The following is a 24,646-nucleotide window of genomic DNA, read 5'->3' as shown; positions in this document are numbered from 1 at the left end:
CGCGCGAAGGTCATCCGGTTCTTCCCTCCCGCCTTCTGAGCAAGGAAGCGCCATGCACCCTGCCGCCATCGCATTCCGTGATCCGGCCGCCCTGCACGCCCGGGCCGAGATCGCGGGTGTCCGCCGGCTCACCCTCGCACCCGGTTACGAGACGACCGTCGTCGTCCCGGACGGCGCCTGGGCACGGCTTCCGGACGGCCACCCGGAGCGGTTCGCGCCGACCGCCTTCACCCGCGACAGCGGCCTGGTCGAGCTGTTCCGGGTGCCCCGGACGGTCGCCGACCTCGACAGCCTCGCCGCGTTCGTGCCCACGCTCGGCGACCCGACGCCGGTGACCCTCGGCGGGGCCGACGACCCGGGCGGCCTGGCGGTCACCCACGTCAGTGCGGAGTCCGGGCTGCGCCCCGGCCTGCACGTCGACAACCACCAGAACCTCCCCTACGCCGCCCGGGAGAAGGCCCGGCGGCGGCTCTGCGTCAACCTCGGCCCCGGCAGCCGGTACCTGCTGCTCGCCGACACCGACATCAAGTCGGTCTGCCGCACGGTCCACGAGCGCTACGAGAGCCACCACCCCCGCACCGCGGACCTCCGCCTCTACGTCACGCTCCGGCGTCCGGTGCACGTCCTGCGTCTGCGGATCGACCCCGGGGAGGGCTGGTTGGCGCCGACGGCCGTGCTGCCGTACGACGAGTCCACCGAGGGGCAGGAGTTGCCCTCCGTCACCGGTTCCTGGCTGGGGCACTGGGGGCGCGGCGTGTGCGGTGCGCTGATCTGATCGGTCCCGATCCGGTTGTGTCAGGCTGGTGGGGTAGGGGCTGGAGCACGACCGAGGTCGGGAGGCTCACGATGGCCGAGATCAGGGTGAACGGAGTGTCGCTGTACTACGAGGCCCGGGGTGCCGGGCCCGGCGTGGTGCTGGTGCACGGGTCCTGGAGCGACGCCGACAGCTGGGCGCGGGTGGTACCCGGGCTGGCCGAGCAGGCCACCGTCGTCACCTACGACCGGCGCGGGCACAGCCGCAGCGAGGATCTGCTCACCCAGGGGTCGGTGCACGAGGACGCGGCCGACCTGGCCGGCCTGATCGAGGGGCTCGGACTCGCGCCGGTCTTCGTCTGCGGGGAGTCGTACGGCTCGCTGGTCACGCTCCGCCTCGCCGCGGCCCGGCCGGACCTGTTCCGCGGCCTGGCCGTGCACGAGCCGCCGGGCACCGCGATGCTGCTCGCCGATCCGGACCTCCGGCCGATCGGGACGGCCTTCGCCGATCGGATCTCCGCGGTGCGGGAGCTGCTGGAACAGGCGGAGTCGGCGGCCGCCGCGGAGCTGTTCGTGGAGTCGCTCGCGTTCGGCCCGGGGGCGTGGGAGCAGTTGCCCGCGCCGATCCGGCACACCTACGTCCGCAACGCGCCGACCTACCTGGACGAGCTGCGGGACCCAGACGCACTGGACCTCGACCTGACCGCCCTGACCGGCTTCGCCGAGCCCGCGCTGCTCACCCAGAGCGACGACAGTGCGCCGATGTACGGCGAGGTGCTGGACATGATCGATCTCGCGCTGCCGAAGGCGGAGCGGTACCTGTACGCGGGTGCCGGTCACGCTCCGCATCTGTCGCAGCCGGAGGAATGGGTGCGGGTGACGCTGCCGCGCGCCTTGGGGTGAGGCGCTCACGCGGGGCGTGCGCAGGCAGGCACGCGCCCCACGGTTGCACGGCCGGGCCGGCTTCCCACTCCGGTCAGCCGGCTCGCCGGGTCAGATGGCCATCGACATGTAGACCGCGCGCTCGCCGTAGCACTCCGGGACGGCGACCTCGCGGTGCCTCCGGTAGCCGAGCATGCCGAGCAGGATGTCGCTGCGGCGGACGGCCACCATCGAGATGCGCTCGAAGCCCTCCATCTGCGCGTACGCCTTGAAGTGCCGTATGAGCGCCAGGGCGACGTCCTTGCTGCGCCACTCCTCGGCGATCACGAGGTCGTGGACGTGGAGGTTGCGGGGCGAGGAGGCGGTGGGCGTGGCGTCCGCCGGCAGGGGCTCCGCCGGCTCGGCGGCAGGCTCGACCGCGCCCAGGTCCGGGCAGGCGTACAGCGGGTACGGCAGGCTCAGCAGATAGCCGATGACCTTCCCCCGGAGCTCCACCACGAAGCAGGTGCCGGGGGAGGACCGGCCCCGGGCCCGGAGGGACTCCCCGCCCTCGGAGAGGTTGTCCGCGGCGTAGGCCGCGAACTCCAGCTCCACCACGGCGTCCCAGTCGGCCTCGGCCAGCTGCCGGATGTCGATGTCGATGTCCTCGGCCATCTACTCGGTACCTCCGGTGGCCGGGGCGTCCGGCGTGGAGCCCTCGGCGGCGTGGGCCGCCTCCGTGCCGATCGCCGAAATCGTGGCAGTACAGGCCCGGTTGGCGGGCAGGGCCAGGCAGATTCTGCGCATGCCGGTTCTCCGTTCGGTGGTCGGTGGTCGTTGTCCCTGGTGGGGCCTCGTCGCCGGGGTGCCCGCCGTTGTCGGTCGCGCCGGGGCGTGACGGAGGTGCGGCCGGCCCGGGAGAGCGGTCGCGGGGGGTGGAGCCGGTGCGGCGAAGGGTGGCCGGCGGTCGGGTCCGGCCCGGGAGTCGTGCGGGGCGAGGTGGCCGGCCGAGGGGAGCCGGTCGTGGCGCCCGTCTCGGTGGCCTTGCTCTCTCCTACGGTGGACTAGACCAACTTTAGGTGTCAACGACAATGCCGGTGAGTGCCGGAGGGGGCCAAGGAGGGTGCCCGATCGGGCAGTTGGGGTCGCTGTGCGACGGTCTCGGAAACGGCGAAGGGCGGTGGCCGCGAGGTGCGGCCACCGCCCTGGGGGCTGTCCGGGGGTCTCGGGGACTGTCCGCCGGGTTACGCGGTGCCCGGGGTCTTGCGGGTGGCGACGTTCATCCGGTTCCACGCGTTGACCGTGAAGATCAGTGCGATCAGCTGGGCGAGCTCCGCCTCCTCGAAGTGCTCCGCGGCCTCCGCGTACACCGCGTCGGACACCCCCTGCGGGAGCAGGGTCACGGCCTCGGTCAGCGCGAGGGCCGCACGCTCCTTGGCGGTGTAGAGGCTGGACTCCGCCCAGGCGGCCAGCTGGTGCATCCGCTCCTCGGTCTCGCCGGCCTTCCGGGCGTCGCCCGTGTGGTAGTCGATGCAGTAGGCGCACTGGTTGAGCTGGGAGGCGCGGATCTGCACCAGCTCGACCACGACCGGGTCCAGGCCCGCGCGGGCGGCGGCGTCCAGGGCGAGGACGGCCCGGAAGACCTTGGGGGCGGCGGTGGAGAAGTTCATGCGCTGCGGGATCTGAACGGCTGTCATGGGAACGAGCCTAGGTGCGCAGGTGGCCCACCATCAGGTGCATTTCAGCAGGCATTTCCTGGGTCAATATGCACCGGGCATGCGGTTGGGCACGCCGCCCCGACCGAGGGTCCGGCTCGTCCCCGGCCCGGCCCGTTCCCCGGCCCGGCCCGTTCCCCGGCCCGTTCCCCGGCCCGTTCCCCGGCCCGTTCCCCGCCCCGTTCCCCGGCCCCTGACCTCGCCCCGGCGCCGTCAGCCGCCGAGGCAGCCGCGGACGGCGTCGACCAGGCGGTTGGCGCGGGCGTCGCCGTGGCCGATCATGCGGTTGGCGACGTACCCGAAGCTGACGCCGAACTCGTCGTCCCCGAAGGCGAACTGGCCGCCCGCGCCGTCATTGCCGAAGCTGCGGGAGCCGAGCATCGGGCGGAACGACGGCGAGTCCAGCACCACGCCGGACCCCCAGCGGGCGCCCAGGTCGAAGCCCAGGAAGCCCGGGCCGGAAGAGAGTTCGCGGACGGCGTCCGTCACGGTGGCGGGGGAGAGCAGGCGCTCGCCGCCGTCCAGGCCGGTCACGGCGGCCGCGTACAGGCCGGCCAGGCCGGTCGCCGAGGCGACTGCGCCCGCGCCCGGCAACTCGATCGCGTGCAGGTCCGGGTCGTTCCACCCGTGCGGCGCGTCCAGGCCGGGGAAGACCAGGGTGCCGTTCATCGTGACGATCCGGGTGAGCAGGTGCTCGGGCCCGGGCATCGGACGTCGCCCCTCCGCCTCCACCAGGCGGGCCGTCCGGCCGAGTTCGGAGGAGGGCAGGCCGATCCAGGCGTCCAGGCCGAGCGGCCCGCCGATCGCCTCGCGGAAGTACGCCCCCGGGGTGCGCCCGGTGATCCGCCGGATCACCTCGCCGAGCAGGAAACCGAAGACGTGGCCGTGGTACTCGTGGGTGGTCCCGGGCTCCCAGAGCGGCCGCTGCTCCTCGATCGCGCGGACGACCGGGGTCCAGGCCGCGATCTCCTCGAAGCCGAGGACGGCGTCCAGCACCGGGAGGCCGGCCCGGTGGCCGAGCACCGCGCGGCAGGTGATGGCCTCCTTGCCGTGCCGGGCGAACTCCGGCCAGTAGCGGCTCACCGGGGCGTCGAGGTCCAACCGGCCCTGCTGGGCGAGCAGATGGGCGGAGACGGCGACGAGCCCCTTGGCGCAGGAGAACACCGGCACGACGGTGTCGGCCTCCCAGGCCCGCCCGGTCCGCTCGTCCGCTACTCCGCCCCACAGCTCGGCGACCTTCCGGCCGGCGGCGAACACCGTGACGGCGGAGCCGAGTTCGGGGAAGTCCCGGTAGTTGCCGGCGAACGCGTCGGCGACCGCTCCGAAGCCCTCGTCGGTCCACCCCTGGTACTGCTGCATGGTTCTCGCGCCCCGTTCTCCACTGCTGCCGCGCACGGGCGGCCAAGATCATTCGACCGGGCCACGGTACGGGCCGACCCGCCGGTCGGCGAGCGAATATGACCCCGCGGACGCCGGGCCCGGCAGGCCTGTACCGCGGGCAGTCGGCGCGGTGGCGGAGTTCGCCACGAGGGCGGACGAGTTGACGAGGTGTCGCCGAGGACGCGCCGCCGTGACGCTAGGGTGAGGGCCGTGACAGGGGTGAACGGGGCACTGATCGGGGGCCGGTACCAGCTCCAGGAGCTGATCGGCCAGGGCGGCATGGGGCGGGTCTGGCGAGGCCTGGACACCACACTGGGGCGCGACGTCGCGGTGAAGGAGGTGCTGCTCCCGCAGGGCGTCACCGACGCCGAGCGCGAGCAGCTCGTCCAGCGGGTGCTGCGCGAGGCGCGGGCCGCCGCGCGGCTCAACCACCCCGGGATCGTCACCGTGCACGACGTGGTCGAGCACGCGGGTGCGCCGGTGATCGTGATGGAGCTGGTCACCGGGGCCTCGCTGGCCGCCGCCGTCGCCCGCGACGGCGCGCTCCCGGTGGCCCGGGTGGCGGAGATCGGCGTCGCCATGGTCAAGGCGCTCCAGCAGGCGCACGCATCGGGCATCGTGCACCGCGACCTCAAGCCGGACAACGTCCTGCTGATGGGCGACCGGGTGATCCTGACCGACTTCGGCATCGCCCACATGGCCGACGCGACCACGGCGCTGACCCGCACCGGCACCGTCATCGGCACGCCCGCGTACATGGCGCCCGAGCAGCTGGAGGGGAAGCCGGCGGCACCCGCCAACGACCTCTGGTCGCTCGGCGCGACGCTGTACGCGGCGGTCGAGGGCGAGATGCCGTTCAGCGGGGACACCTTCGGGGCGCTCTGCGTGGCCGTGGTGACCAAGGAGCCGCGCCCGCCCGTCCGGGCCGGTGCGCTCGCACCGCTGCTCGGCGCACTGCTGGCCAAGGACCCGGCGCTGCGGGCGACCGCCGGGCAGGCGCTGACGGCGCTGGAGGCGGTGGCGCGGGCGGGTGCGGCGGTCGCGGCGCCGACGGCCCCGGACGCCCCGGGCGGCGGGTGGTACGGGGCCCAGCCGTGGGTGTCCGCCCCGTCGGCGGCCACCACGCCGCTGCCGGCGACCGCCCCGCAGGCGGCGGCAGCGGCTGCGTGGCTGCCCGAGCAGACCGGGCCGACGGTGGCCACGGGAGCCCCGGCTCCGCACCTGACCTTCACCCCGCCCGCCGTGCCGCCTGCCGTCCCGACCGCCGCCCCGTCCGCGACCCCGAGTGCGGGCGTGACCGCCGTCGGGGCGGCGCTGGTGCGCTTCGTCGGCTGCATGGGGCTGATCTGGCTCATCGGCTGCGCCCTGCCCTGGAACTACCTGGGCACCATCCCGGACGCGTTCGTGCCCCACGCCCTCCTGGTGACCGGCGTGCTGGCGCTCCTGCACGCCCTGCCCCGCCCGCGGTGGCACCCGGCGGCGGTCTGGGGCGCCACCGTGGCCGCCGACGTGGCGCTGTTCTTCCTCACGAAGGCCGTGGTCTCCCAGTGGCTGGGCACGCGCCAGGTGGGCCTGGGCGAGGGGCCGTTGCACATCACTCTCAACATGCTCTTCCTGGGCACCGGCGCCTGGCTGCTCTGGTTGCTGGTGCCGGGCAGCCGCGGGCCGCTCGGCGTCGCGCGCCGTTGAGGCCGGTGGTCCGACGCGGCGTCGAGTGAAGAGGCCCGGGGGGCGCCGGTGCCCCCCGGACCGTCAGGCCCGGTCGACCGGTGCCAGCGCGGCGGTGATCACCCGGGTCAGTGACCGGTCGAAGGTGGCGTCCGGATCGGTCGACGGCGGCCCCGCTGTGGCGAACGCGACCGCCAGGTGCGGGAATTCGCCGCTGCCGGCGGCCCTGGTGAGGTAACCGACGAGGTCTGCCTGCCACTTGGCGCCGGCCACCGCCGTCTGCTCGTACTGCGCGTACTGGCAGACGAAGCCGTTGAGCAGCGCCAGGGCCTCCAGGCGCGTGCTGCCGTCCAGGCCGGTGGGCTCGGTGACGGCGAGGAAGTGGTCGGTGTAGCGCAGGGCGTTCGGGCCCATCCCCGGGCGGGCGACCACCAGGGCCGGCAGCCAGGGGTGCCGGCGCATCACCGCGAGCTGCGCGTGCGCGAGCCGCCGGAGGTCGGCGCGGCAGTCGCCGGTCGGGGCGAGACCGGTGAAGTCGTACTCGCCGACCACGGCGTCGAGCATCAGGTCGAGCAGGTGCTCCTTCTTCGGTACGTAGTTGTAGAGCGACATGGTGCCCGCGCCGAGCGCCGCCGCGACCCGGCGCATGGAGACGGCGTCCAGTCCTTCGGCGTCGGCGATCCCGATCGCGGCGTCGGCGATCGATGCCCGGCTGTGGGCGGGGCGGGGGCCGCGGCCGGTGCGCTCGGGGCGCAGCCAGATCAGCTCCGGCACCTCGGCGGGCGCGGGCGCGGTCGCCCCGCCCGCCCCGGCCGGGGGCGGGCCGGACGCGGGCGGAGTGGTGCTGCTCTGGGGCTTGCTGGACGGCACTGGGAGATCACCTCGGCACCCATCTTAGATACGTACGGCGTACGTAGTACGATGCGTGCGCGCGCACTTCTACGTACGCTGTACCTAGTGAAGGGAAGTGGCTGAGCCATGTCCGACACCGCTTGGTCGAACGCTGTCGAGATGACGGGCGTCGAGAAACGATTCGGAGCCACCCGGGCCCTGTGCGGCCTCGACCTGACCGTCCCGGCCGGCACGGTCTGCGGCCTGCTCGGCCCCAACGGCGCGGGCAAGACCACCGCCGTGCGGGTCCTCGCCACCCTCGCCGCCCCCGACCGCGGCAGCGCACGGGTGGCCGGGCACGACGTGGTCCGGGAGGCCGAGGCCGTCCGGCGCAGCATCGGGTTGGCCGGGCAGCACGCCGCCGTCGACGAGGGCATCACCGGCCGCGACAACCTCCACCTCCTCGGCCGTCTGCACCACCTCGGCGCCCGCGCCGCCCGGGCCCGGGCCGACGAGCTGCTGGAGCGCTTCGGCCTGGCCGAGGCGGGCGGCCGCCTCGTCCGCACCTACTCCGGCGGGATGCGCCGCCGCCTCGACCTGATCGCCAGCCTGGTCGTCAGCCCGCCGGTGCTCTTCCTGGACGAGCCGACCACCGGGCTCGACCCGCGCAGCCGGCAGGAGATCTGGTCCACGGTCAAGGAGTTGGCCGGCGGCGGTACCACCGTGCTGCTCACCACGCAGTACCTGGAGGAGGCCGACCGGCTCGCCGACGACATCGTGGTCGTCGACAACGGCGCCGCCATCGCCACCGGCCCGCCCCAGCGGCTGAAGGCGGCGATCGGCACCCGGATCGAGGCCACCCTCGCGGAGGCCGGGCAACTCGGCCGGGCCACCGTGGTGCTGGCCGCCCTGGCCGCGAGGGGCGACGTCCTGGTGGATCACGCGGAGCGCACCGTCAGCGTCGTCACCGCGCCGGGCACCGAGGTGCTCCTGCCCCGGCTGGTACGGGAGTTGGACGCGGCGGGGGTGGTCGCCCGGGACGTCGCGCTGCGGCCGCCGTCGCTGGACGACGTGTTCCTCGCGCTCACCGCCGACTCCGCACCGGGGAGGGCCGCCCGATGACCACCGGACACTCCGTACCGCCTGCGCCGTCCGCGCACCCGCCGCTCGCCGCGCTGCCCGGGTGGTCCGGGCAGTCCGGGCCGCCCGTGCTCGCCGCGCCGGCCCGGATGCTCGCCGACACCTGGTCCTCGATGCTCCGGGTGCTGCTCAACTACCGCCGCTCGCCGGGCCTGGTGGCCGCCTCGCTGGGCGTGCCGGTGGTGATGGTGGTGGTCTTCGGCTACGTCTTCGGCAGCGCCATGCAGGTGCCCGGTGGCGGCAACTACCGGGAGTACCTGATGCCCGGGCTCTTCGCGATGGTCGCCGTCAACGGCCTCATGCCCACCATGGTCGGCGCCGCCCGGGACGTCGGGCGCGGCGTCACCGACCGGCTCCGCTCGATGTCCGTCTCGCGCACCGGCCTGCTGCTCGGGCAGACCCTGGCCGACCTGCTGGTCAGCGTGCTGGTGCTGGCACTGCTGGCCGCCGTCGGACTGGCGGCCGGCTGGCGGATCCGGGGCGGCGCGGCCGATGCGGCCGCGGCGTTCGGGCTGTTGCTGCTCTTCCGCTTCGTCATGACCTGGGTCGGCACGCTGCTCGGGCTGGCCGTCGGCAGGGAGGACGTCGCCGGCCAACTCGCCGTCGCGATCTTTCCGTTGGGGATGGTGACCAATGCCTTCGTGCCCACCGGCGGGATGCCGGGCTGGCTGCGCGTGGTCGCCGACCTGAACCCGGTCAGCTCCGTGGTGCAGGCCTGCCGCGGGCTGTTCGGCAACCCGTCCGCCCCCGGCGCGACCTGGCCCCTCCAGCACGCCGTGCCGACGACGCTGCTCTGGTGCGCGGCCCTGCTGGCGGTCTGCGGGCCGCTCGCCGTCCGGAAGTTCGGCACGCACGGCCGCTGAGCCGCACGCCGCCGCCCCCGGCGGTTGCACCGGGCCGTTGCGCCGGTTTTCGGCCGGGCCCGGTGTGATCACGCCGTTTCGGACGATCTTCGACCCGGCGGGCGACCGGCCGACGGAATGTGCTGGACAGCGGCGACGGGGCGGCCGAAGGTGGGCGGCATGGAGTTCACCCACCTCGGCCGTACCGGCCTGACCGTCTCCCGACTCTGCCTCGGCACCATGAACTTCGGCCCGCACACCGAGGAGTCGGACGCCCACCTGATCATGGACAGCGCCCACGAGCGGGGCATCAACTTCTTCGACACCGCCAACGCCTACGGCCGCGACAGCGAGGGCAACCTGAAGGGCCGTACCGAGGAGATCATCGGCAGGTGGTTCGCCCAGGGCGGCGGCCGCCGCGAGCGCACCGTGCTCGCCACCAAGGCGTACGCCCCGATGGGCGACTGGCCCAACGAGGGCCGGCTCTCCGCGTTCGCGATCCGCCGGGCGGTCGAGGCGAGCCTGCGCCGGCTCGGCACCGACCACATCGACCTTCTCCAGATGCACCACATCGACCGGGACACGCCCTGGGAGGAGATCTGGCAGGCGATGGAGGTCCTCGTCGCCCAGGGCAAGGTGATCTACGTCGGCTCCAGCAACTTCGCCGGCTGGCACCTCGCCCAGGCCCAGGAGGCCGCCCGCGCCCGGCACTTCCTCGGGCTGGTCAGCGAGCAGTCGCTCTACAACCTGATCGACCGCACCGTCGAGCTGGAGGTCATCCCCGCGCTCCAGCACTACGGCCTGGGCCTGCTCCCCTGGGGACCGCTCCGCAGCGGTCTGCTCAGCGGCGTCCTGCGCAAGGAACGCGAGGGCCTCGCCGTCCGCGGCGTCTCGGGCCACGCCGGGGAGATCCTCGGCGTCAACCGCGAGCGCATCCAGGCCTACGAGGACCTCGCCGACGAACTCGGCCTCGACCCCGCCGTGCTCGGCCTCGCCTGGCTGCTCTCCCGGCCGGCCGTCACCGCCCCGATCGTGGGCCCGCGGACCCCGGCCCACCTCGACACGGCGGTCGCCGCGCTCGACGTCGAGCTCGACCGGAAGACCCTGGACCGCCTCGACGAGCTCTTCCCCGGCCACAAGCCGGCCCCGGAGGACTACGCCTGGTAGAGCGCGCCTCCGGACCCGGCCCCTGCCGGGTCCGGAGGGACCGGCCCCGCCCGTGCCGTGCGCTGCCGTGCGCCGGCACGGCAGCGCAGCGGGCCGCCGGCCCGGGCCGGCGGGGGCTATTCGATGGTGACGACGCGGGCCCAGTCGGGTGGGGTGTCGGGGCGGTAGTCGGGGTCGTCCTCGTCCCAGGAGCCCGGGCGGCGGCGGGGGAACAGGCCCACCACCGTCCGGCACGGCGGCCGGGAGCTCGGCCAGGGGGTCTGGCCGTCGGTCAGGACCACGACGACGTCGGGCCGCGGCTGCATCCGCAGGGCCCGGGCGAAGCCCGCCCGCAGGTCGGTGCCGCCGCCGCCCACCAGGGGGACGCCCTCGGCGCGGCACAGCGGGTGGACGACCCGGGCGGCCGCGTCGCAGGACAGCACGCTCACCACGTCCCGGCGCCCGCCCACGGCGCGGGAGATCGCGGTGACTTCGAGCAGGGCGCTGCCCAGTTCGGCGTCGCTGACCGAGCCGGAGGTGTCGATGATCACGGCGACCCGGGGCGGCCGGCGCCGCAGGCTCGGCAGCACGGCCCCGGGCAGCGCCGCGGAGCGCCGGGCGGGGCGGCCGTAGCTGTAGTCCTCGCCCGCGCCGGAGCCGGCGGCTGCCGAACGGACCGCGGCGCCCAGCAGCTCCCGCCACGGCTGCGGCGGGTGGAGCGCCTGCTCGGCCCAGCGCTGCCACCCCTGCGGGGCCGTCCCCGGGCGGCCGTTGATGCCCCGGGCCACCCGGAACCGGACGGCGTCGCGCTCCTGCGGGCTGAGCCCGTGGGCGCCGTCCGGTCCGAGGTCCCACGGCCGGTCGAGGCCGTCGGCGCCGCTGCCGCAGTCCAGCCAGGCCAGCGCATCGGTGTGCGGGCCGAGCCGGAACAGCCGCAGGTACTCCTCCATCAGCTCGCCGGTGGGCAGCGTCAGGGACTCCGGCGTCACGGCGCCCTCCGGCGTGACCAGGCCGTCGCCGAACGCGTCGTCGTTGATCTCGCAGTCGGCGGCGATGTTCATCCGCAGCCGCTCCGCCCGGCCGGTCAGGCCGTTCGCCCGGGCGAACCGGTCGCTGCGGCCGTGGTGGTCGCGCAGCAGGTGCGACACCTCGTGCACCCAGACGGCGGCGAGGTCCTCCACGGAGGTCCGGGCCACGAACGCCGGTGCGACGTAGCACCGCCAGTGCGGGTCGACGGCCATGGTCGGGACGCGCCGCGAGGCGACGGGGTGCAGGGCGAACAGCGCCGTCGCCAGGTAGGGCCGGGCCCGGGCGGCCTGCAGCCGGGCGGCGAAGAGCTTGTCGCGGTCCAGCTCCAGGGGCGTCGCCCCGACCGCCCCGGTCGCCCCGGCCGGGCTCACCGGCGCGCCCCGGCGGCCGTCGCGGCCGTCTCGGCGGCGGCGACCCGGCCTGCCGCCGCGTCCGCGCGGCGGGACAGGCCCACCGCCCCGGCGAGCCGCTCGATCGAGGCGGGCACCTCCCAGCCCTGCTGCCGCAGCGAGGCGAGCGTGGTGGCGGGGACGACCACGAGGTCCGGGGCGCCCGTCTCCAGGGCCCGGACCAGCACCGCCCAGGCCGCCTCCCAGCGGGGCTCGTCCGGGCGTTCCCGCACGGCCGCCACCACGCCGTCGAGCACGGCCTGCCGGAGGTCCCCCCGCGCGGGCAGGACGGCGCCCGCCGGGTCGGCGAGCAGGGTCTCGGGGTCGGGGAGGTCCATCCGGTCCAGGCTCGCCAGCAGCTCCAGCCCCGGGCCGTCCCCCACCGTGCCGCGCACCAGCAGCGAGAGGACCTCCCGGGAGGAGCCGGCCGCGGTCGCGAAGGCGATCAGTGACAGCGTCATGTCCCAGCTCCGGGGCGAGGGCCAGGGGCCGCCCCGGCGGGCCTCGGTGGTCGGCAGCCGGTGCACCAGCGCGGGCCGCGCCGCGAGCAGCCCGCACACCGCGCGGCGGGCGAAGGCCACGGCCTCCGGCAGCCGGGCCGGGTCGAGCCGGGGCAGGGTGGCCCGCGGCCAGGTGCCGCCGAGACCGCGCACCACGACGTCGTGCTCGTGGACCCACTGGAGGTGGACGAAGCGGTTGGCCAGCGGCGGGCTCAGCTCCCAGCCGTCCGCGGCCGAGGCGCGCGGGTTGGCGGCCGCCACGATCCTGACCCCGGGCGGGAGTTGCAGGGAGCCGATGCGCCGCTCCAGGACCAGCCGGAGCAGCGCGGCCTGCACGGCCGGCGGCGCGGTCGACAGCTCGTCCAGGAAGAGCAGCCCGCGGCCGGCCCGGACCAGCCGCACCGCCCAGTCCGGCGGGGCCATCGGAACGCCCTGGGTGGCGGGATCGTCGCCGAGGACGGGCAGGCCGGAGAAGTCGGACGGCTCGTGCACGCTGGCGATCACCGTGGTCAGCGGGAGCTCCAGGGAGGCGGCGAGCTGGGTGAGGGCCGCGGTCTTGCCGATCCCCGGCTCGCCCCAGAGCAGGACCGGGAGGTCGGCGGCGACGGCCAGGGTCAGCGCCTCCAACTGCTCGTCGGGGCGCGGTTCGGTGCCGGTGTCGCGCAGCAGGGCCAGCAGCGCACCGGCGACGTCGAGCTGGGCGGTGGTGCGGGTGGCGGCGTCCGGGACGGGGCCGGCAGGCGTCAAGGGCATGGCGGACAGGGTGGGCGTGGCGGACAGGGTGGGTGTGGGTGTGGGCGTGGGCATCTGTGATCACCTGGGATTCGTGGTGGTGGGCATGGCGGGGCCGCCGCGCGGGCGCCGGCGGGAGGGCTCGCGAGTCAGCGACGGGTGGCGTGCCGCTTGCGGGTGCGGTCGGTGCCGGGCCGTCGCGCGGGAGCCGGGCCGGGCGAGACCAGACCCGCCCGGAGCAGCCCGTGGGCGACCAGACGGTCCGCGGCCGCCTGCAGTTCGTCCTGGAGGGCGCCGCTGCGCAGCACCGCGTCGGGGCCCAGCAGGCCCTCGACGACCGCCAGCGCGCCGGCGGCGTCGCCGTGGTCCAGGCGTTCCCGGACACCGGTGAGGCACTCCGGCCGGCGGTGCGCCCGGTCGATCACCTGGAGGCAGGGCAGCGGCGTGCCGCCGAGGGCGACCAGCAGCTCCTCCCGGCGGATCTCCGCCGGGTCGTGGTCGAGCGGCACGAGCACCCCGTCGACCAGGCCGATCCGGTGCCGGGTGCCCCGGCAGTCCACGATGCCGGGCTGTCCCGCCGGGTCCGCGTCCGGGTGCGGATGCGGGGACGGGCCGCCGGCCGGCGGGTGGTCCGGTGCGAGGGCTGCGGCGACCAGGGGGTGCAGCCGTCGGGCGTCGACGGAGCCGGTGCGGACCAGCTCCAGATCGGGCAGCACCCAGGTCGCGGCGTCGGACAGTACGGGTGGCGGCGCGCCGCGGCCGCTGCCTGGCCCGTCGTGCCCGCGCCGGGTGGCGCGGTCGCCCCCGGCGGAGGCGGGGGCGAGCCGGAGCGCGGGCGGCCCGGCCCGCTCCGGGGCGAGGTCGAGGAGCAGCCGGCGCCGGCCACCCAGCCGCACGACGACCGGGCCGTCCGGCCGCCCCTCGGCGCGGAGCAGGATCGCGGCCTCGGCCGCCCACCGGTCGACGGCACAGTGCTGCAGCAGCGGCCCCAGCAGCGCGCGCACACCCGCCGGACTGTCCGGACCGTCCGGATCGTCCGGAGGCCGGGTGGCGGGGTCCGAAGGGCCGGTGTCGGCGGGCGGGAGGTCGGCCCCGGAGCGGACCCGCAGATCGGCGGACCGCTGCGCGTCCCACAGGTGGCGGTGCAGGTCGAGCCGGAACCGCCGGCTGGGGTGCGGGTGCGGGTGGTGGCGCAGGCCCGCGGTGGCGCGGGCCGCGTCCCAGAGCGCGAGGCTGACCCGCTGGCCGCCGTCGGCCCAGCCCGGGGGCGTGCGGGCCACCAGGTGCACCCGTCCGAGCCCATCGCCCGAACCGGTCGCGTACCGGGCCAGCGTGATGGTCAGGCCGGGGCGCAGCAGCCCGTCGGGAGCGATGCGTGGCAGGTGCCAGCGCAGCAGGTCGGGGGCCAGCCGGCGCAGGTCGGCCCGGACCCGCGAGGCGAGCTCCTGGCCGTACGTGCGCGCGGTGGTGCGCAGATCGAGGTCGACGTCGAAGCCTGCGGCGGCACACGCCCCCGCCCAGTCACCGACGGATCGGCGGGTGGTCGCAGTCTCGATCATGGAGGGCGGCACGGCGAACTCGCGCACGCGCTGCCAGAGGGAAAGGCGGGAGTCCCTGTTCGCGGTCTCAGTGAGCATCAGCACTCACCTTGCGCGGACAGAACCCCCGATCCGAGGAGGAGTTGAGTCGTCATCGCCGGCGAGCATAGCGGCGGTGGTGATCGACCGCCAGGTGTTTTCGCACCGGCCGGCACCGGCCGGCACCGGGTGAGCCCCGCCGGCCCCGGGCCGTACGGGCGGACGGGGTCGGTCCGGGCGCCCGCCGGTACGGGAGGATGGCCGGATGGCGTGTGCGAGGGACGAACCGGACGAACTGCTGGAGCGGGCGGGCCTGGAGCGGGTCGGGCACCGCGGGGTGCCGGGGACACGGCCGGCCGCGGCGGCCTGGCGGGCGGTCCTGGGCGGCGCCGGCGTGGTGGACGTGGTGCCGGCCGGTCACCCGGACGGGGTGGCCGAGGTGAACCGGCGGTGGCGGCGCCTCGCGGACGGGCTCGGAGTGCCGGACGGGGACGGGGTGTTCCTCGTCCAGGTGCCCGGTCGGGGCTGCGGGTGCGACCGCGGGTGGGCCCGGGTCCGGCTCGCGGAGGCCTGGGACCTCGCGGGGGCGCTCGGACCGGAGCCGGGTGCGCCCGAGTTCGTCACGATGTCCCTCGACGGCGAGCGGGTGGTCGGCTGCCGTACGGAGGCGGGCGTGGTCCGGCTGGTCGCCGTCGGCGGCCTGGGCGCCTGGCTGGAGGAGTCCGCCCGGGCTCGCGTCGCCGCCGCCACCGCCACGGACCTGACGGACGACGCGGCCGGCGCGGCCGGGTCGCCCGCCTGGGCCTCGCTGCTCCGGCGTTCCGATGCCGCACCGCGGCTGCGCACCGAGTGGCGCGACGGGCTCGCCCGGAACCCGTCCGCCGGCGCCGACGTCCTGGCCCGGCTCCTCGACGTCGGCGAGAACGAACGCCTGCCTCACAGCCTGCAGTACCGGGCACTGCCCGAGGAGGTCGTCGACGCCTGGATCACCCACCCCCACCTGCGGGTGCGCAAGCAGGTGGTGGAGCGGTCACTCACGCCCGCCCAGCGCGAGCGGCTCTTCCGGGCGGCGGACACCCGGCTCCGCTGGGTCGCACTGGTGTGCATGGTGGACGGCGGGCCGGAGTTCACCGACGCCACCTTCGACCTCCTTGCCGCCGATCCGGACACCGACGTCCGGGCCGAACTCGTACGCCACCCCGGCCTCCCCGCCCGGCACCTGGCCACGCTGGCCGGCGACCCGGAACCGATGGTCCGCCGGAGCGCGGTGCTCCGTGCCTGGCACCTCCTGGACGAACGGGCCCGGGCGGCGCTGCTCACCGACGCGGACGACACGGTCCGGACGAACGCGCTGCTCGGCCACCACCTGTCGACACCGCTCGCCGCGGCCGAATTCGACGGACTGCCCGCCGACGCGGACCGGCGGTGGGCCGCCGCGCGCTGCGTGCTGACCCGCGAACTCGCCGAGGCGCTCGCCCACGGCCCGGATGCCGAACTGCGCGCCGAGGCGGCCGACAACCCGACGTTGCCCGCCGATCTGGTGGCCCTGCTCGGACAGGACGCCGACCGCCACGTGCGGTTGCGGATCTCGCTGCGGCCCGAACTCGGCGAGGAGGAGCGCTCCCGGATCCCGGTGGAGATCGACCCCGCGGGCCGCCACCCGGTGCTGGACTGGGTCCGCGAGCAGCACGACGACCCCGACGCGATGCGCAGGCTCGCCGCCTCGGGGCACATCCTGGTGCGCCGCAGCGTCGCCTGCGCGAAGACCCTGCCGCAGGACGTGGCCGACCGGCTCGCCGGCGACGAGGACCGCGCCGTCCGGCTGCTGCTGGCCGAGCACTGCGACCGGGCCCCGGCCGGGCTGCTGCTGGAGATGTGGCAGACCTGGGACGGCTACTCCGTCGGCCGGATGCCCGAGCACCCCAACTTCCCGCGCGGGAACGCCGTACGGTACGCCGATCACCCGCACCCGCGGATGCGTCGGCTCGCGCTGGACGACCCGGAGTCGACCGTCGAACTGGTGGAGCGGTTCGGCCGGGACACCGACTACGGCGTCCGGTGGCGGGCGCTGCGGGATCCACGGCTGTCCGCCGCGTCGGTGGTCCGGCTGCTGGACGACCCCGACCGGGGCCTGGCCGCCGCGGCCGCCTCCGATCCGCGGTTGCCGGCGGGCATCCTCGCCGGGCTGCTGGCCGATCCGGCGGCGGCCGCGGCGGCCGCGACGAACCCGGCTCTCCCGGAGGCCCTGATGCACCACCTGCTGGACCTCCCGCCGGCGGACGGCTGACGACGAGCGGAGCCGCCGCCGCGTCGGCCGCGCAGTGCCGGGCGCGCAGTGCCGGGCGCCGCGCTGTGGTAGCACTTGCCGGTATGACGGAGAGGCCTGCCCGGCGGGGCAGTTATCACCACGGGGCGTTGCCGGAGGCGCTGGTCACGGCGGCGTTCGAGGTGCTGGACGAGGCGGGGCCGGGCGCGGTCGGCATGCGGGAGGTGGCGCGGCGCGCGGGGGTGTCGGCGGGCGCGCCGTTCCGCCATTTCGCCGACCGGCAGGCGTTGTTGACGGCCCTGGCGGACCGCGTCCTGGCGGATTTCGAGCAGTGGCAGCGGGCCGAGGTCGAGGGCAGTACCGGGGTGGCGCTGCGGGCGGTCGGGCTGGGGTTCGTCCGGTACGCGCTGCTTCACCCGCACCGGTTCGAGCTGGTCCGCTCGCGGGTGTTCACGGCGGACCGGCAGCCGGAGCTGGCGGAGCGGTTGTCCGGGATCGACGCGGCGTTCACCGGGTTCATCGTCGCCGACCAGGAGGCGGGCCGGCTGCGGCCGGGGGATCCGGCGCTGGTGGGGCTGGCCGGCCAGGCGCTGGTGTACGGACTCGCGCAGATGATCATCGACGGCTACCTGCCGCCCGAGCGGGCCGAGGAGCTGGCCGGGCAGGTGCTGGACACCTTCGGCCAAGGGATCGCCAATCCCGGTGGATCAGTGGGGAATTGAGCGCTGCGCGGAGTATTGACCGGCTTGTCGACCGCTGATGTAATCACCGATTACATGGGGCGAGGGGACAGCTGGAGGCAGACGTGTTCGCCAAACCGACACCGGGCTACACCACCGCGGGGGCCACGGGCGACACCGTGGTGCTGCTGATCGGCATGCGCATCAACCGCTTCTGGGCGGTGCACCACTGGGGGCCGGTGATGCTGGCCATGTTCCGGATGCTCCACGAGCTGGCCAAGGACCCGGCCCGCGGGCTGCGCGGACGCATCCTGCTCACCGCCTCGCCGCGCACCTACTACGTCGTCCAGTACTGGGAGTCGAAGGAGAAGCTCTACCAGTACGCCGCCGCGCCGGACGCCTTCCACCGCAAGGCCTGGGGCATGGTCAACCGCAAGCTCCGGAGCGGCCGGGTGCGCGGGCACGTCGGGCTCTGGCACGAGACGTACATCGTGCCGGAGGGCTCCTACGAGGCGATCTACTTCGACATGCCGCCGTTCGGGCTGGCGGGGGCCACCGGCTCGGTGCCGGTCGAGAACCGCGGGCGGAGCGCGGCTGACCGGCTCTCCTACCGCTCCGAGCCGAAGCCCGGCGCACAGCCCGAGTCGAAGCCCGAGTCGCAGCCCGCCTCGAAGGCAGGGTCGAAGGCGGGGCCCAAGCCGGGGCCCAAGCCGGAGCCCAAGTCGCAGCCCACGGCGGCCTCGGCGGCCGCCGAGCCCGTGCCGGGGAGCACCGGGGCCCCGTAGTGCCGGCCGGCGTGCGGGGGTGCCGGCAGGTCGGCGACGGGGGAGGGGTGTCGCAAAACGGCTGCGCCCGTCCGGCGTGAGAGCGTCGGGGGATGGGGACGGTGGAGCAGGACAGTGGCGGCGGCGCGGCCGTGGTGCACGAGGTGCCCTACTACGCGCAGTGGGAGTCGGCCGGGCTGGTGCGGGAGATCGTGGGCGGCGCGGTCGCCGCGGCGGACGATCCGCGCTGGGGCGAGTCGGGCGCGGCCTCCCCGGAGGAGTACGAGTACTGGTCGTGGCGGCTCTGCGGGGTGGCCTGCCTGCGGATGGCGCTGGACCACTGGTGGGGCGTGGCGCCGGCCGCGGTGCCGCTGGCCGGGGAGTGCCTGGCGGCCGGGGCGTACCAGCGGGACGGCGATCGGCTGCGCGGGCTGATCCACACGCCGTTCGCCGGGTACGTCCGTGAGCGGTGGGGGCTGGCCGCGGAGGCAAGGGAGTTGACGCCGGCGGAGGTGGCGGCGGCGGTGGCCGGCGGCGGGCTGGTGATGCTGTCGGTGCACCCGGCGATCCGTGACCCGGACGGGCCCGATCCGCAGCGGCGCGGCGGGCATCTGGTGCTGGCGGTGGGCACCACGGGCACCGCGCTGGTGATCCACAACCCGTCCGGTTTCGCGGGGGAGTCGCAGGCCTACGCGCACGTGCCGTGGCGGCAGTTCGAGCGGTTCTACGCGGGCCGGGGGATCGTGCTCGGGCCGCCCGGGAGCGACTCGGAGCCGGGCGGCCCCGGCCGGGCCGGGTGATCCGGCCCGGCTCCGACCGGGGGGTGCCGGGCTCCCGGCCCCGCCCCGGGCGCGGACGCCCGGGGCGTGCCGGCCGGCCGCCTACCCCGCGGTCGCGGGCAGCCCGATCGGGTTGATCGGCGGCAGCGCGCTGCGGCAGAGCGCCGAGATCGGCTTGAGCGCGGCGGCGAGCCGGTCGAGCCGTTCGCGCGGGTAGTTCTCCCAGACGCGGGCGGCCGCCAGGTCGGTGGCGGCCTCCAGGGACTGGTGGCGGATCCGCCCGCACTCGGTGATCGTGCCCTGCTCGGTCAGCCAGCCGCGCTCCACCAGCCGGGCGGCGGCCGCGTCCCACTCCTCGTCGGTCCAGCCGCGGAACGGTTGCAGCGCCTCGCGGCGGACGTCCAGGGCGCACCGCACCACCAGGGCCTCGCAGCCGTCCAGCCCGGCGGAGACCAGCGCGGCGACGTGGCCGTCACCCCGGTGCTCGCGCATGACCGTGGCGGTCTGCCAGAGCCGCCCGAAGAGACCGGCCGGGCGGGGGAGCGCGGCGTTGGCGGCGGACAGCACCCGGCCGGCGCAGTCCAGCCGGAGGACGGCCTGCTCCAGCTGGTCGGCGACCAGCTCGATCTGCTGCCGGTCGACGTGCTCCAGCAGCCGCTCCAGTGCCGCCGAGGAGCCCTCGATCCGGGCGGCCAGTGCGGCGTCCGGGTCGGCGTGCTTCCAGATCTCCGGCAGTGCGCGCTCCACCATGGCGGGGGCGAAGCTGAAGAACGCGGCGATCACCGGCGGTGCGTCCACCGCGCCCAGCGGCGCCGCCCGGCCGGCGAAGTAGCCGCGCCAGGCGCCGCGCAGCCCGGCCGCCTCGAAGGCGGCGCGCCCCTCGGGCGAGAAGTAGGTGACGGCGTGCACCGGCTCGAAGAGCCACCACAGGGCGCGGGCGGGATGGACCAGTTCGGCCAACGGAAGACCTTCCTCGGACGAGCACGGAATGCGGGGAGCACGGGGACGGGGCGGCGGTGCGTGGAACGGGGCGGTGCGTGGTGCGCGGCAGTGCGTGGAACGGGGCGGCGATGCGTGGTGCAGGGCGATGCGTGTGGTGCACATGGTGCGCGTGGTGCGGTGGGTCGGGCGGGCCGGCGAGCGGGCGGCCGGCGGAGCGGAAACCGGACGAACGACGGTGCTGCACAGGGCTGATGACCACGGCGGCGGTCACGATAACCCCGCCCGGGGTGTGATGAGGGTCACGGGGAGGTCTCACTGTCCGGAACCCGCCGGATTCGGCCGCGCCCGTTCCCCGCGAGATGATGGGGCGGAGGTGCCCGTACCCGGCACCGGACCCCTCGGACGAAGGCATCGGTAATGGCGCAGATCAACCCCAGCATCCTGTCCGCGGACTTCGCCCGGCTCGCCGACGAGGCCGAGGCCGTGCGGGGATCGGACTGGCTGCACGTCGACGTGATGGACAACCACTTCGTCCCGAACCTGACGCTGGGCGTCCCGATCGTCGAGTCGCTGGCCCGCGCCACCGACATCCCGCTCGACTGCCACCTGATGATCGAGGACCCGGACCGCTGGGCCCCGCAGTACGTCGAGGCCGGCGCCGGCTCCGTCACCTTCCACGTCGAGGCCGCCGCCGCGCCCGTCCGGCTCGCCCGCGAGATCCGGGCCAAGGGCGCCCGCGCCTCCATGGCGCTCAAGCCGGCCACCCCGATCGAGCCGTACGAGGACCTGCTGCCCGAGCTGGACATGCTGCTGATCATGACGGTGGAGCCGGGCTTCGGCGGTCAGGCGTTCCTGGACATCATGCTGCCGAAGATCCGCCGCACCCGGCAGCTGATCGACAAGCACGGCCTGGAGCTGTGGCTCCAGGTCGACGGCGGCGTCTCGGCGAGCACCATCGAGCGCTGCGCCGAGGCGGGCGCGGACGTCTTCGTGGCCGGTTCGGCGGTGTACGGGGCGGCGGATCCCGCCGAGGCGGTGGCCAAGCTGCGCGGCCTGGCGGACGCGGCGACGGCGGACGCCGGGTGGGCCTGCCGGCACTGACCGGCCGGGCGGCCCCGCCCGTCCGCCGGCTGTCCCGCCCGCGCGTCGGCGGTCGCACCGCGCGCCGGTCCGGGGCCGGATCCACGGCCGTGCGGACGACCGGTCATGATCGGTTGTTGATCAGCTGTGACGGATGCGGTGCGAACAGGCGGCCGGACCCGACGTACAGTGCTGGCTGACTGTCGGAGGGGAGAACCGTGGACCTGGACCACCGGGGGAGTGGGTACGCCGGAGTGGGCACCGGCCCGCGGGCGGCGGTGCCGCCACCGCCCGCAGCGCCGCCGCTGCCCCCGGCGCCGCCCGTGATCGGCGCGGCCGCGCCCGGGTCCGCGCTGTCCGGGCTGCTCGCCCGCCGCCGGCTGCTGAAGGCCGGCCTCGGGATCGGCGGGCTGGCCGCCGTCGGCGCCGGTGCCGTGCTGGCGCTGCGCGGCGGTTCGCCGGACGGCGGCGCGCCGGGCGGCGGCGCGCCGGGCGGCCCCGGCACCCCGGGCGCCTCCGCGGGGGACCAGACCGCGGCCGGCTCCGGTACGCCGTCGGCGAGCGCCTCCGCCGCGGTCGTCCCCTCGCTCCGCAACGAGGAGCAGCGTTCCGCGGCCCGCGGCGGCGTCCCGGTGAAGATGATCACGATCGTCCCCCAGGGCATCGCCCGCCCGGCCGACCTGCCGGTCTGCGTCGCCCTGCACGGCCGCGGCGCCACCGCCCAGGCCTGGACCGACCTGGGGCTGCCGCAGATCCTGGTCGCCGCCATCGCGGCCGGCGTCCCCCCGTTCGCGGTGGTCGCCGTCGACGGCGGCGACGCGACGTACTGGCGGCGCACGCCGTCCGGCGACGACCCGCAGAAGATGCTGCTGGAGGAGCTGCCCGGCTGGCTCGCCAAGCAGGGCCTGCGCGCACCCGAGGCCGCGATGGGCATCTCGATGGGCGGCTTCGGCTCGCTCCGCTACGCCCGCAACCGGGGCGCCGGCTTCGGCCCGGTCGCCGTGCTCAGCCCGGCCCTGTTCCGCAGCTGGGGGGACGCCAAGGCGGTCGGCGTCTTCAAGGACGAGGCGGACTGGCGCGAGAACGAGCCGCTGCTCCACCAGGACCAGCCGCACGGCCGCCCGATCGGCGTCTGGTGCGGCACCGAGGACCCTTTCTGCGACGCGGCGCGCAAGCTGACCGGCGACACCGTCCAGGCCCGCTTCACCCCGGGGGTGCACGACGCGGCGTACTGGCGCAAGGTCCTGCCGGACGCGGTCTCCTTCCTCGGCCACGCCCTGGCCGGCCGCGCCACCGGCTGACCGGCCACGTCACCGGCCGGCCGGGCGCCCGCTCCACGCGCCCGCTCCACGCGCCCGCCCGGCCCGTGCGTCCGCCGGCCTGCCCCGCGCGCCCGCCCCACGCGCCCGCCCGCCCCGCCGGGCCTGTCGTCGCCGGGGAACCGCGGCGGGTGGTGGATGATCGTGTCCGACTCCCCGGCCCCAGATCCGTACGGTGGTGGATCCGCGCATGAGCAACCTCGATCCCAGGCCCGCGCCGACCCGCTGCGGCGGCGAGGCCGGCACCGGACCGGTCCACGAGCTGCTGACCGCCCGTCAGGTGCCCCTCGGTGGCAGTACGGTGGTGCGGCGGCTGCTGCCGAATCTGGGACGGCGGATGGTCGGGGCGTGGTGCTTCGTCGACCACTACGGTCCGGACGACATCGCGGGTGAGCCGGGGATGCAGGTGCCGCCGCACCCGCACATGGGCCTGCAGACGGTCAGCTGGCTGCACGAGGGCGAGGTGCTGCACCGCGACAGCCTGGGCAGCCTGCGGACGGTGCGCCCGCGCGAGCTGGGCCTGATGACCTCCGGCCGGGCGATCTCCCACTCCGAGGAGTCCCCCCGTGAGCACGCCCGCCTGCTGCACGGCGCCCAGCTCTGGGTCGCCCTGCCCGACGCCCACCGGCACACCGACCCCGCCTTCGAGCACCACGCCGACCTGCCCGCCGTCACCGCCCCCGGCCTGCACGCCACCGTCATCCTGGGCACCCTCGACACCGCCACCTCGCCCGGCACCACCCACACCCCCCTGGTCGGCGCCGACCTCACCCTCACCCAGGGCGCCGACCTGCGCCTGCCCCTGGAGCCCGGCTTCGAGTACGCCGTCCTCACCATGTCCGGGCGCACCGACGTCGACGGCGCCCTCCTCGACCCCGGCTCGATGCTCTACCTCGGCACCGACCGCCGCGAACTCCCCCTCCACGCCCGCACCGGCAGCTCCCTGCTCCTGCTCGGCGGCGCCCCCTTCGAGGAACACCTCGTCATGTGGTGGAACTTCATCGGCCGCACCCACGACGAGATCCTCCGGGCCCGCACCGACTGGGAGACCACCACCCGCTTCGGCACCGTCCACGGCTACGCCGGCCCCCGCCTGCCCGCACCCCAACTCCCCGCCACCCCGCTCAAACCCCGCGGCCGCATCCGCTGACCCGCGGCGGGCCGGCCCGCGGAGGCCGGGACGCCGGTCAGGGCACCAGCACCAGCTTGCCGGTCACATGGCCCTGCTCGCCCAGGGCGTGGGCGCGGGCGGCCTCGGACAGCGGGACGACCTCCTGCACGTGGGCGCGCAGTACGCCCTTGCCGGCCAGCTCGGCGATGGCCGTCATGCCCGTGCGGTCGTGCTCCACCAGCATCGCGACGTAGCGGATGCCACGGCGGGCGGCCGCGGCGAGTTCGTCCTCGGTCGCGCCGGGCAGCAGGGCGACCAAGGTGCCCCCGGGGCGCAGCACGTCCACCGTGCGGATGCGGGTCTCGTCGATCAGCGGCACCAGCGCCGTGTCGACGTCCCGGACGGCGTCGCGGAAGTCCACCGTCCGGTAGTCGATCACGTCGTCCGCGCCGAGGGAGCGGACGAAGTCGTGCTTGGCGGCGCTGGCCGTGCCGGTGACGCGGGCACCGAGGTGCTTGGCCAGCTGGACGGCGAGGTGACCGACTCCGCCGGCGGCGGCGTGGACCAGCACGTGCTGTCCGGGCCGGACGTCGGCGGTGTCGACCAGGGCCTGGTAGGCCGTGAGGGCGGCCAGCGGCAGGGCGGCCGCCTGGATGTGGTCGATCCCGGCCGGCTTGCGGGCGAAGGCACGGGCCGGGCCGACGGCGTACTCGGCGTGCGACCCCACCCCGTGCGGGTACGGCAGCATGCCGAACACCTCGTCGCCGGGCTGGAAGAGCGCGACCCCGAAGCCCACCTCCTCCACCGTGCCGGAGAGGTCCCAGCCGAGGACCCGCGGGGGCCGCTCGAACCACCCCTTCCGGGCCCGGCCCTTCCAGTCGGTGGGGTTGACGCCCGCGGCCCGTACGCGGACGAGGACCTGGCCGGGACCGGGCTTCGGCACCGGCAGTTCGACCTCCGCGAGGACCTCCGGGCCTCCGTAGACGTCCTGCTGGCTGATCGCGCGCATGGTGCTCCTGTCGTGGTCGGAAGAAACGCGGGAAGGCAACAGTTGCTCAACGTAGGTCCTCGGCGGAGCGCCTGGCTGGTGGCCGTGACACCAGGACCAGCGCCCACCTTTCTGGCCCGTCGGGGCGGCTTCA

At 75.6% G+C, this 24,646-nt stretch carries 22 protein-coding genes and 1 pseudogene; 13 read left to right on the top strand and 10 right to left on the bottom strand.

What is annotated here, in order from left to right; all coding sequences use genetic code 11:
- Positions 1–52 precede the first annotated feature (52 nt).
- Both OH807_RS09535 and OH807_RS09530 read left to right on the top strand, forming a co-directional pair.
- Entirely contained in the window at positions 53–775 is a 723-nt protein-coding gene (locus tag OH807_RS09535; protein ID WP_406196344.1) for a hypothetical protein, read from the top strand.
- Positions 776–846: 71 nt separating this feature from the next.
- The gene (locus tag OH807_RS09530; RefSeq protein WP_406196342.1) at positions 847–1,656 is read left to right on the top strand and encodes an alpha/beta fold hydrolase; all 810 of its coding nucleotides are present in this window, start codon (positions 847–849) and stop codon (positions 1,654–1,656) included.
- Positions 1,657–1,746: 90 nt separating this feature from the next.
- Here OH807_RS09530 and OH807_RS09525 read toward each other — a convergent pair whose 3' ends face one another.
- From OH807_RS09525 to OH807_RS09510, 4 genes are all read right to left on the bottom strand, one after another.
- Positions 1,747–2,289, bottom strand: coding sequence for a GNAT family N-acetyltransferase (locus tag OH807_RS09525; RefSeq protein ID WP_406196339.1), 543 nt, complete (start codon positions 2,287–2,289; stop codon positions 1,747–1,749).
- Complete coding sequence (locus OH807_RS09520) at positions 2,290–2,421, bottom strand: DUF6271 family protein (protein ID WP_406196336.1); 132 nt, start codon at positions 2,419–2,421, stop codon at positions 2,290–2,292.
- A gap of 437 nt (positions 2,422–2,858) precedes the next feature.
- The gene (locus OH807_RS09515; protein ID WP_406196333.1) at positions 2,859–3,311 is read right to left on the bottom strand and encodes a carboxymuconolactone decarboxylase family protein; all 453 of its coding nucleotides are present in this window, start codon (positions 3,309–3,311) and stop codon (positions 2,859–2,861) included.
- A gap of 231 nt (positions 3,312–3,542) precedes the next feature.
- The gene (locus OH807_RS09510; protein WP_406196331.1) at positions 3,543–4,688 is read right to left on the bottom strand and encodes a serine hydrolase domain-containing protein; all 1,146 of its coding nucleotides are present in this window, start codon (positions 4,686–4,688) and stop codon (positions 3,543–3,545) included.
- A 231-nt stretch (positions 4,689–4,919) separates the two neighbouring features.
- Here OH807_RS09510 and OH807_RS09505 point away from each other — a divergent pair, with 231 nt between their 5' ends.
- Positions 4,920–6,398, top strand: coding sequence for a serine/threonine-protein kinase (locus tag OH807_RS09505; RefSeq protein WP_406196329.1), 1,479 nt, complete (start codon positions 4,920–4,922; stop codon positions 6,396–6,398).
- A 63-nt stretch (positions 6,399–6,461) separates the two neighbouring features.
- Here the strand turns inward: OH807_RS09505 and OH807_RS09500 are convergent, their stop codons facing one another.
- The gene (locus OH807_RS09500; protein WP_406196325.1) at positions 6,462–7,247 is read right to left on the bottom strand and encodes a TetR/AcrR family transcriptional regulator; all 786 of its coding nucleotides are present in this window, start codon (positions 7,245–7,247) and stop codon (positions 6,462–6,464) included.
- A 108-nt stretch (positions 7,248–7,355) separates the two neighbouring features.
- Between OH807_RS09500 and OH807_RS09495 the strand changes: the two genes are divergently transcribed.
- The 3 genes from OH807_RS09495 to OH807_RS09485 all read left to right on the top strand — a co-directional run bounded on the left by OH807_RS09495 (position 7,356) and on the right by OH807_RS09485 (position 10,357).
- The gene (locus OH807_RS09495) at positions 7,356–8,330 is read left to right on the top strand and encodes an ATP-binding cassette domain-containing protein (RefSeq protein ID WP_406196322.1); all 975 of its coding nucleotides are present in this window, start codon (positions 7,356–7,358) and stop codon (positions 8,328–8,330) included.
- Complete coding sequence (locus tag OH807_RS09490) at positions 8,327–9,211, top strand: ABC transporter permease (protein ID WP_406196319.1); 885 nt, start codon at positions 8,327–8,329, stop codon at positions 9,209–9,211. Before OH807_RS09495 ends, OH807_RS09490 begins: the two co-directional genes overlap by 4 nt.
- A 159-nt stretch (positions 9,212–9,370) precedes the next feature.
- Entirely contained in the window at positions 9,371–10,357 is a 987-nt protein-coding gene (locus OH807_RS09485) for an aldo/keto reductase (RefSeq protein WP_406196317.1), read from the top strand.
- 116 nt (positions 10,358–10,473) lie between these two features.
- Here the strand turns inward: OH807_RS09485 and OH807_RS09480 are convergent, their stop codons facing one another.
- The 3 genes from OH807_RS09480 to OH807_RS09470 all read right to left on the bottom strand — a co-directional run bounded on the left by OH807_RS09480 (position 10,474) and on the right by OH807_RS09470 (position 14,623).
- Positions 10,474–11,736 (bottom strand): DUF2201 family putative metallopeptidase, encoded by a 1,263-nt coding sequence (locus tag OH807_RS09480; RefSeq protein ID WP_406196315.1) that lies wholly within the window; start codon positions 11,734–11,736, stop codon positions 10,474–10,476.
- A complete protein-coding gene (locus OH807_RS09475) occupies positions 11,733–13,007 on the bottom strand; it encodes an AAA family ATPase (protein ID WP_406196312.1) in 1,275 nt (424 codons plus the stop codon). Before OH807_RS09475 ends, OH807_RS09480 begins: the two co-directional genes overlap by 4 nt.
- 128 nt (positions 13,008–13,135) lie before the next feature.
- The gene (locus OH807_RS09470; RefSeq protein ID WP_406196309.1) at positions 13,136–14,623 is read right to left on the bottom strand and encodes a hypothetical protein; all 1,488 of its coding nucleotides are present in this window, start codon (positions 14,621–14,623) and stop codon (positions 13,136–13,138) included.
- Between the two features lie 205 nt (positions 14,624–14,828).
- On the opposite strand from OH807_RS09470, the gene OH807_RS09465 reads away from it, so the two are divergent.
- The 4 genes and pseudogenes from OH807_RS09465 to OH807_RS09450 all read left to right on the top strand — a co-directional run bounded on the left by OH807_RS09465 (position 14,829) and on the right by OH807_RS09450 (position 19,073).
- On the top strand, positions 14,829–16,850 hold the full coding sequence (locus OH807_RS09465; protein WP_406196307.1) for a PE-PGRS family protein: 2,022 nt from the start codon (positions 14,829–14,831) through the stop codon (positions 16,848–16,850).
- An 83-nt stretch (positions 16,851–16,933) separates the two neighbouring features.
- Positions 16,934–17,551: a TetR/AcrR family transcriptional regulator gene (locus tag OH807_RS09460; RefSeq protein ID WP_406196305.1), complete on the top strand. Its 618-nt coding sequence runs from the start codon at positions 16,934–16,936 to the stop codon at positions 17,549–17,551.
- 83 nt (positions 17,552–17,634) lie between these two features.
- Positions 17,635–18,129, top strand: a pseudogene (locus OH807_RS09455) (DUF4188 domain-containing protein); the annotation flags it as partial.
- A 266-nt stretch (positions 18,130–18,395) separates the two neighbouring features.
- Positions 18,396–19,073, top strand: coding sequence for a C39 family peptidase (locus OH807_RS09450; protein WP_406196303.1), 678 nt, complete (start codon positions 18,396–18,398; stop codon positions 19,071–19,073).
- An 81-nt stretch (positions 19,074–19,154) separates the two neighbouring features.
- Here OH807_RS09450 and OH807_RS09445 read toward each other — a convergent pair whose 3' ends face one another.
- Positions 19,155–20,012 carry an SCO6745 family protein gene (locus tag OH807_RS09445; RefSeq protein WP_406196301.1) on the bottom strand — a complete coding sequence of 286 codons (858 nt, stop codon included), beginning with the start codon at positions 20,010–20,012 and terminating at the stop codon, positions 19,155–19,157.
- Between the two features lie 399 nt (positions 20,013–20,411).
- Here OH807_RS09445 and rpe point away from each other — a divergent pair, with 399 nt between their 5' ends.
- From rpe to OH807_RS09430, 3 genes are all read left to right on the top strand, one after another.
- A complete protein-coding gene (gene rpe, locus OH807_RS09440) occupies positions 20,412–21,095 on the top strand; it encodes a ribulose-phosphate 3-epimerase (RefSeq protein ID WP_406196298.1) in 684 nt (227 codons plus the stop codon).
- Between the two features lie 197 nt (positions 21,096–21,292).
- Positions 21,293–22,375, top strand: coding sequence for an alpha/beta hydrolase (locus tag OH807_RS09435; protein WP_406196296.1), 1,083 nt, complete (start codon positions 21,293–21,295; stop codon positions 22,373–22,375).
- A gap of 208 nt (positions 22,376–22,583) precedes the next feature.
- Positions 22,584–23,543, top strand: coding sequence for a pirin family protein (locus tag OH807_RS09430; protein WP_406196293.1), 960 nt, complete (start codon positions 22,584–22,586; stop codon positions 23,541–23,543).
- A 37-nt stretch (positions 23,544–23,580) separates the two neighbouring features.
- Here OH807_RS09430 and OH807_RS09425 read toward each other — a convergent pair whose 3' ends face one another.
- Entirely contained in the window at positions 23,581–24,513 is a 933-nt protein-coding gene (locus tag OH807_RS09425; protein WP_406196291.1) for an NADP-dependent oxidoreductase, read from the bottom strand.
- Positions 24,514–24,646: the final 133 nt, after the last annotated feature.

The organism is Kitasatospora sp. NBC_01560 (genome assembly GCF_045208415.1).
Lineage (GTDB): Bacteria > Actinomycetota > Actinomycetes > Streptomycetales > Streptomycetaceae > Kitasatospora.
This window is presented reverse-complemented; position numbering and strand designations above follow the sequence as displayed.